General features: G+C 35.0%; 11 protein-coding genes. 5 read left to right on the forward strand and 6 right to left on the reverse strand.

Annotated elements, in window-relative coordinates; all coding sequences use genetic code 11:
• Positions 1–125: 125 nt before the first annotated feature.
• The 4 genes from MKS83_RS20895 to MKS83_RS20910 all read left to right on the forward strand — a co-directional run bounded on the left by MKS83_RS20895 (position 126) and on the right by MKS83_RS20910 (position 4,936).
• Positions 126–1,265 carry an acyloxyacyl hydrolase gene (locus MKS83_RS20895; RefSeq protein ID WP_240581184.1) on the forward strand — a complete coding sequence of 380 codons (1,140 nt, stop codon included), beginning with the start codon at positions 126–128 and terminating at the stop codon, positions 1,263–1,265.
• A 181-nt stretch (positions 1,266–1,446) separates the two neighbouring features.
• Positions 1,447–3,669: a polyribonucleotide nucleotidyltransferase gene (locus tag MKS83_RS20900; protein ID WP_100377933.1), complete on the forward strand. Its 2,223-nt coding sequence runs from the start codon at positions 1,447–1,449 to the stop codon at positions 3,667–3,669.
• A gap of 369 nt (positions 3,670–4,038) precedes the next feature.
• Positions 4,039–4,473: a cold shock domain-containing protein gene (locus tag MKS83_RS20905; protein ID WP_100377932.1), complete on the forward strand. Its 435-nt coding sequence runs from the start codon at positions 4,039–4,041 to the stop codon at positions 4,471–4,473.
• Positions 4,474–4,582: 109 nt separating this feature from the next.
• Positions 4,583–4,936, forward strand: coding sequence for a hypothetical protein (locus tag MKS83_RS20910; protein ID WP_240581185.1), 354 nt, complete (start codon positions 4,583–4,585; stop codon positions 4,934–4,936).
• Between the two features lie 65 nt (positions 4,937–5,001).
• Here the strand turns inward: MKS83_RS20910 and MKS83_RS20915 are convergent, their stop codons facing one another.
• The 6 genes from MKS83_RS20915 to MKS83_RS20940 form a co-directional block, all read right to left on the reverse strand.
• Positions 5,002–7,437: a TonB-dependent receptor gene (locus MKS83_RS20915; protein WP_240581186.1), complete on the reverse strand. Its 2,436-nt coding sequence runs from the start codon at positions 7,435–7,437 to the stop codon at positions 5,002–5,004.
• A gap of 5 nt (positions 7,438–7,442) precedes the next feature.
• A complete protein-coding gene (locus tag MKS83_RS20920; protein WP_240581187.1) occupies positions 7,443–7,883 on the reverse strand; it encodes a MarR family winged helix-turn-helix transcriptional regulator in 441 nt (146 codons plus the stop codon).
• A gap of 143 nt (positions 7,884–8,026) precedes the next feature.
• A complete protein-coding gene (locus MKS83_RS20925) occupies positions 8,027–11,194 on the reverse strand; it encodes a M1 family aminopeptidase (protein WP_240581188.1) in 3,168 nt (1,055 codons plus the stop codon).
• A 2-nt stretch (positions 11,195–11,196) separates the two neighbouring features.
• Positions 11,197–12,069: an ABC transporter ATP-binding protein gene (locus MKS83_RS20930; RefSeq protein ID WP_240581189.1), complete on the reverse strand. Its 873-nt coding sequence runs from the start codon at positions 12,067–12,069 to the stop codon at positions 11,197–11,199.
• A 192-nt stretch (positions 12,070–12,261) separates the two neighbouring features.
• Positions 12,262–12,468 (reverse strand): helix-turn-helix domain-containing protein, encoded by a 207-nt coding sequence (locus tag MKS83_RS20935; RefSeq protein ID WP_233111037.1) that lies wholly within the window; start codon positions 12,466–12,468, stop codon positions 12,262–12,264.
• 1 nt (position 12,469) lies between these two features.
• The gene (locus tag MKS83_RS20940) at positions 12,470–12,985 is read right to left on the reverse strand and encodes a DUF2975 domain-containing protein (protein ID WP_240581190.1); all 516 of its coding nucleotides are present in this window, start codon (positions 12,983–12,985) and stop codon (positions 12,470–12,472) included.
• A gap of 165 nt (positions 12,986–13,150) precedes the next feature.
• Between MKS83_RS20940 and MKS83_RS20945 the strand changes: the two genes are divergently transcribed.
• On the forward strand, positions 13,151–13,504 hold the full coding sequence (locus tag MKS83_RS20945; RefSeq protein ID WP_240581191.1) for a TfoX/Sxy family protein: 354 nt from the start codon (positions 13,151–13,153) through the stop codon (positions 13,502–13,504).
• Positions 13,505–13,523: the final 19 nt, after the last annotated feature.

A 13,523-nucleotide genomic window follows, 5' to 3' on the forward strand; every position in this document is an offset into this window, starting at 1 on the left:
TTTTTGCGAAATACATAACGAATAACCGAATTTTAAATGTTTTTTCTCGGTTTTCTTAAATGAATATTTAAATTTGTTTCTTTTTTTAATTAAGATTGATTTTGAAGAGTTTTTATATTTATTTTTTGGTTTTATTTTCCGTTTTTTACAAAGCACAAGAAGCGGATTCTTTAAAGCCAAAACTTTGGACCGCCAGTGCAAATACAGAATATGGAATGGTTTTACCAACCAATATTCATTTAAAGAGCTATCCGCACAAAGCTTTTGCAGCATATTCTTTTGAATTTCTAAAGCAGACCAACGGAAATAGAGATTGGGAATCCTTATATAATTATCCACAAATCGGAGTTGGTGTTATTGCTGTTGATTATCTTACTAATAAACAATTGGGAAGCCCTTATTCTATCTATGGAATATATAATGCCAAAATAAAGCAATGGGATAAACTTAAATGGTATCATAGTATTAATTTTGGAATCTCTTTCAATTCGACTCCTTATAATTCCGATCTGGGATATCTTAACAGTTCTATCGGTTCAAAAACAAATATGTTCATCAGCTTGGGAACCGGATTGTATTATGAAATAGGCAAACATTTTGATTTAGGGCTGAATCTTAGATTCAATCATCTTTCCAATGGTTCTTTAAAAACACCGAACAGAGGGCTGAACAGTGTTGCTCCGCAACTAAGTTTAGTATACTACCCTGAACGAATAAGTCCTCAAAAATCAGATACTGTTAGAATAGTTCATGATAAATATAATACGGTGGAATTTTCTGTATTTGCCGCCCGGAAAAGCGCCTTTTATAAAGGAACCGATCGCGATCCCAGTAATTATTATCAGGGATATATTTACAATATTTATGGAGCGGAAGCCTTCTATTTCCGCCAGTATTCTGAAAAGTCAGCATACGGAATCGGAGTGGGAATTACCCAGGATGATGAATATAATCACACGATGTATCTTGAAAATGGCTTTGTATATGATAAAAAAAGGTTTTCTAGAAATCAGGTTTTGGCAAGTATTATTCCCAGTTATCGTTTGATTATGGGAAAATTATATGTGAATATCGGAGCCGGCTATTATCTTTTCAAGAAAACATGGAAATATGATAAAACGCCTTTCTTTCAAAGGATAGGCCTGCAATATCAGGTGACAGACCGCTTGTTTGCTTCCTTCGGCATTAATGCTTACGATTTTCATGTCGCCAATTATCTTGAGTGGAAATTGGGATACACTTTTTCAAAAAAAGTCCGAAAATAGAGTGTAATGTATTAAATGATGATTAATAGGATGTTTTTTTAACGAATTAAAGGCTTGGCAGAAAAGCAATTTCACTTAAAAACGGGTTTTATCCAAATAATACATTAAATTTGCAAACGAAAATTTAAAGAGTTTAAATAATAATCGTACTCAATACGGAGTACAAAGAAGACAAATTTTTATGAGTATACCTCAAGCGTTTACAGAAACGGTGACTCTTGCTGATGGTAGGGAGATCATTATCGAAACAGGGAAATTGGCTAAACAGGCTGATGGATCTGTAGTTGTAAAGTGTGGTGGAACAATGCTTTTAGCAACAGTTGTAGCCAACAAAGAAGCAAATCCGGGTGTGGATTTTTTACCATTAACGGTAGATTACAGAGAAAAATTTTATGCAGGAGGAAGAATCCCGGGGAACTTTTTCCGTAGAGAAGCTAAGCCTTCTGATGATGAAGTTTTAACAATGAGATTGGTGGACAGAGTATTGCGTCCGTTATTTCCTGAAGATTTCCATGCAGAAGTACAGGTAATGATCTCATTGATTTCTTATGATAAAGCTGTAATGCCTGAAGCTTTGGCAGGTCTTGCCGCTTCTGCAGCTATTGCAATCACAGATATTCCTTTCGACGGGCCGATGTCTGAAGCTAGAGTAGTAAGAATAGACGGACAGTTATCTGTAAACCCTAGTTACGAAAACTTATTGAAAGCTGATATCGACATTATGGTAGGAGCTACAAAAGATTCTATCGTAATGGTAGAAGGGGAAATGAAAGAAATCACGGAGCAGGAAATGATTGAAGCGATTAACTTCGCTCACGTTGAAATTAAAAAACAAATCGAAGCTCAGGAAAGATTGGCTGCAAAAGTAGGTAAGTCTTTCCCGAAAAGAGAATATTCTCACGAAGTTCATGATGAAGATATTCGTGAAAAAGTATGGAAAGAATGCTATGACAAGGTATATGAAGTAGCAAAAACTCCGTCAAGCAAAGAAGAAAGAGCAGAAAAATTCAAAGCAGTACGTGAAGAGTTCCTTGCTCAATATGTAGATAATGCAGAAGAACTGGAAAGAGTAACTCCTTTCGTAAAAGTATATTATCATGATGTGGAGAAAGAGGCAATGCGTCAGATGATCCTTGAAGACAATATCCGTCTTGATGGACGTGATCCTCAAACAATTCGTCCGATCTGGTCAGAAATTGATTACCTTCCCGGAGCACACGGTTCTGCAGTATTTACAAGAGGGGAAACTCAGTCATTGACAGCAGTAACTCTTGGATCTGTGAAAGATGCCAACATGATCGACAGCGTTATCACACAGCATGACGAAAGATTCTTCTTACATTACAACTTCCCTCCGTTCTCTACAGGTGAAGCAAGACCTTTAAGAGGTACTTCAAGAAGAGAAGTAGGACACGGAAACTTGGCTCAGAGAGCATTAACTGCAGTGATTCCTGCAGAAAATCCATATACAATCAGAATCGTTTCTGATATTCTTGAATCTAACGGTTCTTCTTCCATGGCAACAGTTTGTGCAGGAACATTAGCACTAATGGATGCGGGGGTTCAAATTACAAAACCTGTTTCAGGAATTGCAATGGGGCTTATCACGGATAAAAAGTCTGGTAAATTTACAGTACTTTCCGATATCTTAGGAGATGAAGATCACCTTGGAGATATGGACTTTAAAGTAACAGGTACTGCAGACGGTATCACGGCTTGCCAGATGGATATTAAAATCCAGGGGCTTTCTATGGACATCATGGAAAAAGCATTAATGCAGGCTAAAGATGGAAGATTACATATTTTAAATAAAATCACGGAAACTATTTCTCAGCCAAGACCAGACGTGAAGCCTCACGCTCCGAAAATGGTAGTAATGGAGATTCCGAAAGACTTCATTGGTGCTGTAATCGGGCCTGGTGGAAAAATTATTCAGCAGTTACAGAAAGATACAGATACTGTTATTGCAATTGAAGAAATCGGAGAAATCGGACGTATCGAAATTGCAGGGACAGACAGAGAGAAAATCAATGCTGCTATTGCTAAGATCAATGAGATTACTTTCGTACCGGTTGTAGGTGAAGTTTACAAAGGTAAAGTAGTGAAAGTAATGGATTTTGGTGCTTTCGTAGCAATTGCGAAAGGGACGGAAGGGCTTCTTCATATTTCTGAAATTGAGTGGGCTCGTCTTGACAAGGTTCCGTATGCAGAAGGTGATGAGGTAGAAGTGAAGTTCATGGGTTACGACGATCGTAAGAAAATGAAGCTTTCGAGAAAAGTTTTGTTGCCAAGACCTCCAAAACCGGAAGGAAAACCTAGACAGGATAGACCAGAAGGGAAACCAAGACCGGAAGGACAACATCAAGCTAAACCGCAAGGTGAAAAACCTGCAGATCAGGCTTAATAAAAATAGAAACCATCGATTTTTCGGTGGTTTTTTGTTTGTATATACTTGATTTAATGTTCAAAGGAGCAATTAAGTGAATTGAAACTCAATTATTTAAATCAGATTCAAGTTGTTTTATGTCTTTGTTTTCCGTATATTTGTATATTATCTTAAAGACAGGTTCTCTGCTTTCAGGTGTTGTGATTATTTGAAATGTCATTTTTCTTTTTTCATCTATTAATTGTTCTCAGAACAATCTGTTCAAATAAAGACAGCCGGAAAACATATTACATCTCTTTTGGAAGAGGTTAATATTGTATAGTTTGAATATTATACGATGTTTAAACTTAAAACAGTACTCAGTAACAATTAAATTTAAAAAGATATATGGCGGATTCTTTCTCTAAAAAAGAAAATTTCAAAAAGAAACAGCAAAAACAAAAAGAAAAAGCTCTACGTCGTGAAGAGCGTAAAGAAAACAATGATAAAGGTAAAAGCCTTGACGAAATGTTTATGTATGTAGATGCAAACGGACAATTAACATCTACACCTCCTGATCAGGATGCAAAACAAGAAATTGATCTTGATAACATCCAGTTGGGGGCGGCTCCAATCGAAGCTGAAGAAGCTTTAAAAACAGGTATCGTAACTTTTTTAAGTGAAAAAGGATACGGTTTCATTACGGAAGATAAAACAAAAGAAAATATCTTCTTCCACAATAACAATTGTATAGATCCGATTAAAAAAGGAAATAAAGTTTCTTTTGAAAAAGAAAAATCTCCAAAAGGATTTTCTGCAACGGAGATCAGACTGGTAAAATAATTAATCCCACCTCAGATTAATTTCTCAGATATAGTAGAATCCCTCATTTTTTGAGGGATTTTGTCTGTTTAATAATGACGGAATATTATTTATCTTTAAACAAAAACTTATGAAAAAACTATTGATTCTCTTCCTTATTGGTTTTGCCTCTGTTTCCTTCGCTCAAACGGTAAATGATGTTCCCATAAGAGATATTGATGTTGATTATGTACAGATTATCGGCACCGGAAGATCTTTAAGTACGAAGGTAAACGTGGAAATTGATTTCGGGCAGGAAACCAAATCGATTTCCTTCAAAAACGGAACAAGCATCAAAGACGAAAGAGGGCGGAATATGAAGTTCAATTCTATGATGGATGCGCTTAATTTCATGTCTGCAAACGGATATTCCTTTCAGTTTGCCTATACGATGAATGATGATAAAGATAAAGCGATTTATTACATTTTAAAGAAGAATAAATAAAACAAAACCTCCAGTTTTTTTGGAGGTTTTGTTGAATGTCATTGCGAGGAACGAAATAATCTTAATTATCCATTTCCGACTCTCTGTTTCAAATCATCTGCGCCACCTGTCTTTCTTGGTTGTCCGGATTTTCCTGATCCAAAATTATACGTATACGAAAGTGTTGCCACTCTAGTATCACGTCTCACAATAAAGTTTTCTACATAGCTCGTATAAACATTTCTTGCTTCCGGATTGCTGGTGAAGAAAATATCGTTGAAAGAGAACTTCAGGGTACTATTGTTTTTAAATTTCTTTTGAACACCGATATTTACAGACCACATTGGTTTTAAGAACATATAAGCGTACACTTCTTTTGCTTTATAATTTCCGGTTAATTCTGCGGTAAATCCGTTTCCTAGTTTAAATGAATTGATGCTGTTGAGATCAAAAGTAAAATTCCCCTGATTTTTAATATAGGTGTCTGCAATATTTCCCGTATAGCTTCCGTAGTAGAAGTTTGCATTATTGTTCATGTCCCACCATTTTGCCACTTTTACAGGAGCAATCAGATTCAGTCCGTAATAGGAAGCAGAACTTAGGTTTTCATTGGCCTGAACTACGACCGTTTTTCCATTTTCTATCGTTGGCTTCAGTACATCGGTAATATTATTTTTGGTTTTGCTGTAGCTTAATGTGGCAAAATACTTATTGCTGAAACTATAGGTAAATTCATAATTCATTGTTGTTTGCGGATTCAGATCAGGATTCCCTGCCTGGTAAGTGGTAAGATCCAGATAGAATTTAAATGGATTCAACTGTTTATAAGTCGGTCTTGTAATTCTCCTGCTGAAATTAAGCTCAACTGTATTTTTATTGTTTAAATCATAAGAAAAAACAGCACTCGGAAATAACTGTGTATAGTTCTTTTTATTGATTTGGTTTGTCGTGATCTGATTTCCCGTAATATTGGTATTTTCTACTCTCAACCCAAAATTTACTTTAAATTTTTCCCAGTTTTTAATCACATTTCCATACGCTGCGTTGATGTTTTCTTCATAAATAAAATGATTGGTTTTTGAGTTATCAAGAACTAAATTTCCTGAACTGGCATTAAAAAACTGAAGGTCATTATCCGCTTTCACAAAACTTGTTTTGATTCCGGTTTCTAATTTCCAGTTCTTTTTAAACACCTTTGTGAGATCGGATTTTAAGGAATAAATATTCAGACTTCCGCCCAAATCTCCTTTCAGGTTATAAGGATTCGGATTTAAAGATGTTGACGGGAAGAGATTTCCATTAACATCATAATTATTGGTAATAAAATTCTGCAAAGAAGTGTTGGAATAGTTGATGTAATCCAAGTCCGTTGTAAGCTCAGAACCCAGAGAATCAATCGTAAGTTTATGATTAAGATTAAAAGATACATTTTTCCAGTGATCCCGGTTGTTACTTTTGGTATTGGAGGTTCCTGAAGGTTGATGGTTGTTATCTACAATCAAGGTTTCATTATTGCTCGTCGGATCAAACTTGTTGCTGACAAATCCCACTGAAAATCCAAGAACATTTTTATCATTCATATAGTAATCCATTCCGGTTTTGGCGATATGATTTCTAAAGTTCATTTTCAGAAAATTATCCTGGATATAACCTTGCGTGAAATTTCCGTTATCGTAAAAACTTCTGTCAAGAAGCAATTTGTTGTAAAATTCACGGTAGGCAAAGCTGTAATTAGCAAAAAGATTTACTTTTTTATTTCTGTGATTAATATTGAAACTATTATTATTTTTAATATACTTTCCCGTTCCCCAAGCCGTTGAAATGCTTCCGTTTGTTCCTTTTCTTTGATCTTTTTTAAGTTTAATATTAATGATTGAAGTTCCCGCCGCATCATATTTTGATGAGGGATTGGTAATAAACTCTACCTTTTCAACACTTGAAGACGGAATTCCGCGAAGGTAATTGGCAAGATCTGTTCCTGTCATGGGCGTATTTTTTCCGTCGATCTGTACCAGAAGATTTCCTTTTCCGCGAAGACTGATATTATCGTTGTTATCGACCTTTACACCCGGAGCTTTTTCCAGGACTTCAAAGGCTGAGTTCCCAGTGGCGGCAATGCTGTTTTCTACATTCAAGATCATTTTTCCGCCCTGTCTTTCAATATAGGGTTTAGCTTTAGTGATAGTTATTCCTTCAATCAGTTTTTCATTCAATTGAATGGAAGGAAGGGTTGTATTTCCTGTTATGGTTATATTTTCAGACTGATAAGCTTCAGTTCCGTTTTTATTGATTTTTAAAGTATAATTTCCGGAAGCAAGATCATTGAAACTGAAATTTCCTTTCGCATCTGCAATTTCTGTTTTTACTAATTTGTTTTCAGCATTAAACAGGTTGATTTCCATTTGATTTACCTTCTCAGAATCTATTTTTCCGGATAAAGAGTAATTCTGGATATTTTGAGCTTTCAGCATGGTGAACATAGAGAGAAGCCACATAAAAATGAATATGCATATTCTTATCATAGTGTTTATTTTTTAGGGTTAAGACAGTTTTTAGATATTTTAAGTAATGTATTGTTCATGATTTCCAATTCCTTTTTGGAAATACCTTCTAAAGCGACTTTACGGTTTTCTTCAACAAGGTTTTGTACTTTTTGTATGATTTCCTTTCCGGATTCTGTAACTTCAAGGTTGGTTTTTCTGCGGTCGTTGGGATTAGGATTTCTAATGATGTATTTTGATTTCACTAGCAATTCAATGATTCTTGTGACGGAGGCATTGTCTTTAAAGACAAGATCACCAATCTCATTTTGAGTAATTCCAGGATTTTCCAATATCGCTTTAATAATCAGCCACTGATCGATCGTTATGGTGAATCCATTTGCTTTTAATTGTCTTTGTGCATAATTTCTATAGGATCTGATCGCTTTATCGATATTGTAAAATATGATTGAATCTAATTTTTCCATGGGAAATATTTTAATTAAATAATAATGATGAATCAATTATTGATATATCAATTAATTTGTTGCATGAAATTTTATTTTGTTACAACGAGGAAATAAATTTTTTAAATTAACTAAAAACCACCGTATAGACGGTGGTCTTAAAACTATATAGTGGTAAATAATCCATTGATTTTCTTTTTGATCTGCTCACCAGGAGCAACTTTATAAAACTCTTTGAGAAGATCAAGAGTAGTCGGTTTTTTAGGATACCTATTATTTTGAAGAAAATTTTTCAGGGCTGTATTAACTTTTTCTTCCCCAATCAGCTCACTGAGCTGCACCATAGCAATGGCGCCTTTGGAATAAGAAATATGCGTATTATTTCCGGTTACTTTATAGATCGGCTCATTTTCAGATAATCCTTTTTCATTATCATAGATTTGCTGATGAACCTGTATTCGTTCCATCAATTTTTCTTTGCCGTACATTTTTTTGTAAAGCATCATTTCCGTGTACATGGCAAGCGTTTCTGTGAGCATAGGAGAACCTTCCCGGTCATCAGGATCAATCTGGCTGTTTCCCCACCAAAGATGAGAAAGTTCGTGTCCCGCAAGTTCGTTAATGACATCCTGCTGCTTATCTGCATGAATATTCGCATGGAAAATCATATCTTCAGGCATAAAAATAGCAGAAGGATAAGCTGTAGCCGCAAAACCTCTGGTAAATGAGGAAATTTCAGCAAAATTAATGGTTTTGAAAGGATATTTTCCAAAGTTTTTATTACAATAATCCAGAGTTATTTTGGCATTGTTGATGAGGTGGTCTACATTTTCTTCATGCTTTTGATGATACAATACATTAATTGTGATGCCTTTATAATTGATTATTTTCTGCTTATATTTTGCCGAAGAAAGAGCGAAACGGAAAGGAATGTTCTTCGATTGATAATGAAAGAAGCGTCTTTCTCCTCTTATTGACTGGGCCATAAGATCTCCTGTTCCAATGGCTGTTTGATCTTTTTCGGTAGAAATGATCATATTTAAAGTGATGAAATCTTTATTAAAAACTTCCGGCGCTTCTAATTTTTTTACAGCCCGTGCTTTTCCAAGCCTAAATTCATCCCTTTTTTTCTGATCCTCAATTTCATAATCTTTTTGGTAGCCAATCGCAGGATAATATCTGCTGATTCTCATAAAAGAACCGTTTTCAACAATCGCATTAAAAGATTCATGACCGTTTACAGCAAACCATTGATAGGAGATTTTGAAATCAAGGTGAGCGGTTTCATCAGGCTGTAATGGCTGTTTTAAATGAATTTCGGTGATGGTTTGATTGATTTTCTTTGTTTCTGATGCGGTTTGAAGAACTGCAGATTGTATCTTCAAATCCGGATGGAAATTAATGAGAATCTTATCAATAGCTTTATCAGTTTGATTGGTCAAAGTATATTTCCCTTTAATTTCATAAGACCTTTGAGATGGATACAGGTCAATTTGCGTATTAACATTGGTAATGACAGGTTGTGGCAGATTTTCATACCGTCGGAATTGTTTTTCATAATGAATTGCATTTAGAAGAATCTTTTCATCATTTTTAGGTGAATATCCTTTCATCAATTGATTTCCTGCCAGACAACCGATGATTAATAGTAAAACAGTAAAGGAAGCTTTTTTTAGGTTCCATTTCTTAGTTTTAAACCATTCGTTTATCATCCATAAAAGAAAAATAATTCCTGATCCGAACAAAAGTCTTTCCGCAAAAGCTGTGGAATAAATTCCATACCCGTTAAAATCACTGTAAGTGCCTTTGAAATCTGCAAATATCCTCAGTAACGGATAAGAGATAATCTTTTTAGTAATGGGAGTCGCCATGATGATCAGTAATACAACAGAAATGCCTAAAGCAATGAACCGGTTTTTGATTTGATCGTTAATGAGGAGAACAAACCCTGAAAAAAGAATAAGCGGAAAAGTATTAAAAAGAACTGTTCCTGAATAAGCGCTCCAGTCAATATGAAAATAGTTGTAACTCAACTGAAAAACTAATCCTTCCAAAATCAATATTCCGGTAAAAAAGAATAATAAAACACTGATGGATAAGAAATGACCGGTTAATTTATTTTTGTGAAAATAAGTGCTTTTTTCAATCAGGGAAAATTGCGAAGCATTACTTCGCCAATAAAGATCATTGATGAAGTAGGCAACAATAAGCAAGCCCAGCAAATGAAAATTTTCGGATATCGTAGTGGCCATCAAGCCGGAACTTGCATATTTCTGCGGAAGCCGGATTCCTTTTTCAATTTCAGCGTACATTTCCATCCCGACAAAAAATAGCAGCAGAACGGAAACAGCAACCATGACAATTCCTTTAAAAAGATAAATGAGATCGATTTTGGTAAAGGATAAGACGGATTGCAGCGATGAAACTATTCCGAAATCGGGGCTTACAACCGAATATGCTTTCGGGTTGATCTTTGAAAATGTTGTATTGATCTCAGTTTTTCTTTTCTTTTTACCGGAAAATCCTGAAAATGAAAAAAGACGGTAGGAGAGCAGTAAAAACACCACCGAAATGATCAGGAAAATGATCCTGTTTACCAATAAATAGGAAGAAAAGGGAATGGTCGATTTATTTTTTTCAAAAACAGAAAGGTTTCTTCCCTCAAAAAAATAAGCAGATAAGCCAAAAGGATCTGTGAATGCGGCTATCTGCTGCGATTCCAGTGACTGTGGAATACTTCCTGCCATAAAAGGAGAATTGGAAAACAGCAGAACAATCATATATAATACATAAAGCAGTAATCCGCCAATCACGACCAGGAGTTTTTTCTTCGTAGCCAATGAAATGAGAAACAAAAAGCTACAGACTAAAAGACAATTGATAAACCCGAAGATTAACAGCGGAAATAGATAATACCAAAGATTAAAATAAGGCTGCATCTCGCTTCCCGTACGCACATTCTGTCCGATTATAAACCCGGTCATCAAAAAAGCAAAGCTTAAGAATGTCTGTAAAAAGAAAGAAAAAAATCTTCCGCTTATGTAAACCCTTTTTGAAAACGGAAGGGAAAACAAGATACTGTCGAATTTTGAATCCTGGTCTTTAAAAAGTTGCTGACTGGCAAAAATAGTGGCAAAGAATATCACGGATAAGCTTAGCATTCCGGTCATAAAACCAATGGTATAAGGGGAATTCAGATAAATACCTTCTCCGGCACTCAGGTTGAAATTATTTCCACAAAATATTCCAATTCCGATCAGGATCAAGGCAATAAGGTAAGTAAGCCAATGCTTGGTAGTGCGCTGGACTTCAAATAAAAATAAGGCGTTCATGATTAGATTTTTTGAATAAGAGAATGAAAGTAGACGTGTTCCAGTAAAGGATTTACAGGAATGAAATCTTTAGGCTTTTCGTTGGAGAATGTGGTAATGTATAATTCCCTTTCAATTAATTGCTGACTGATGATCTGATAGGTCGAATGATAATGATCCAGCTCAGTTTTATCAATGGATTTTGACCATATTTTCTGATTCAGTTCAGCGATCAGATCATTGGGTTTTCCTTTCTTCAGAAGCTTTCCTTTGTTTATAATGGCCATTTGTGAACACAGATTGCGGACATCTTCCACGAGATGAGTGGAAAGAATGACAATAACTTCTTTACTGATATCATTCAGCAAAGAATTGAAACGGTTGCGTTCTTCGGGATCAAGACCTGCAGTTGGCTCATCAACGATAATAATTTTCGGATTCCCTAATAGAGCCTGTGCGACTCCGAACCGTTGCCTCATTCCCCCGGAAAAGGTATGAACCTCTTTGTTTCTGAAATCAGAAAGATTTACTTTTTCAAGCAGGCTTATGACCTGATTTTTGCGTTCGGTACTGTTTTTAATCCCTTTTAAAATTGCAATATGTTCTAATAGATCATAAGCAGAGATTTTAGGATAAACTCCGAAATCCTGAGGCAGAAAGCCTAAATTTTGTTTGATATAATCAGGGTTTTCAGCAATATCGACACCATTGAAGATGATATTTCCTGAAGTGGGTTTCTGGAGTCCTACAATGGTTTTCATTAAAGAAGATTTTCCGGCTCCGTTAGGACCTAAAAGCCCGAACATTCCGTTTCCGATTTCCAGCGAAATGTTTTGAATCGCCTGAAAGCCATTTTTATAGGTGAGGTTGAGGTTGTTGATAGATAAAGTATTCATATTGTTGGGTTTGGATAATAGAAGGACTGGCAATGTTTCCATTGCTTTTTAAAATGATATGTTTAAGATTTTATACTGAAAGGTGTAATGTAACCGTAAAAGTCACAAAAGTTATTATTAAAAGACTAGAGTTTTAATTTCAAAAAAGTTCACATAAAATGATCAAAATAATCGATGATTCTTGATTCCTTATCATTCATCTCTAAATTCTAAAATGTCTCCCGGTTGACATTCCAGTATTTTGCAGATCGCTTCCAATGTATCAAAACGGACTCCCTTGGCTTTTCCTGTTTTCAGGATGGAGAGATTAACGGGAGTAATTCCCAGTTTTTCTGCCAATTCTTTACTCTGCATTTTACGTTTGGCAAGCATTACATCTAAGTTGACTATAATTGGCATTTTATATAATTAAATCTTGTTCGTTTTGCAAATGTAATCCCTGTTTAAAAATATTCGCAAGAAATAAGCAGAAAATTCCCAGCATGAAATGAATAAAAACCAATCCCCATATTATACTTTCCACTTCCACGAAGAAGCTCGCGATCACAACTATAGGCAATGGAAAAAAGATATTATAGAGGTAAAACCTTTTCAGGTGTGTAATGTTATCCTTCGTAAATAATTTTGACTGAAAGAAAACTTTAAAAACTTTGGCTGAAAACCAAAAGAATACTCCGTATGTGACTAAAACCAATAAAAAAGAGAATAGGATATACGGATAATTATTCTCAATATTCAAAAAAGGCTTATCGGTAAAAGGATAGTTGATATGAAAGTATGCATTTTCTTTATACGGTGTTATACTAAATCCGGTTACGAGGCAAAGGATTGAATACACTGCAGTCAGCAAATAGCCGATTGCCAGTATGAAGCAAATGTAGTAGAGAATCTGTGAAATAATTTTTGTCTGATTCATGACTTGATAATTAATAGATAATGCAAATGTATAATTAATTATCGTAAAACAATAATTATTTTAAATAAAATTTTATTTTATGACTTCTAAAAATTAAGGATGTAATACAGAAAGTCTTAGTGTATGGCAGTTTTTAATTAATTTAGAAATATAAATTTTCTGATCATGGCATATCATATTGAACTCGCAGACAGAATTCGTGAGCGGCTTTCCGAAATTCCTGGTCTCGAAATTGTTGAGAAAAAAATGTTCAGCGGATTATCTTTCCTGGTGAATGGGAAAATGTGCATCAATGTGAGCCACGATAACCTGATGTGTCGTTATGATCCGCATCTGGAAGATGAAGTTGCGGAAAGAAAGGGGTTTCTGCCAATGATCATGAAAGGGAAACAGCTTAAAGGATATTGTTATGTAGAACCTGAAGGTTTTCAAAAGCCTGAAGATTTTGAATATTGGATAAAAATATGTCTGGATTATAATCCTATAGCTAAAGTTTCAAAGAATTCGAAGAAAAAATAATCCATTGAATCTCCTTAGA

It is taken from the genome of Chryseobacterium sp. Y16C (assembly GCF_022488405.1).
Taxonomy (GTDB): Bacteria; Bacteroidota; Bacteroidia; order Flavobacteriales; family Weeksellaceae; genus Chryseobacterium; species Chryseobacterium geocarposphaerae.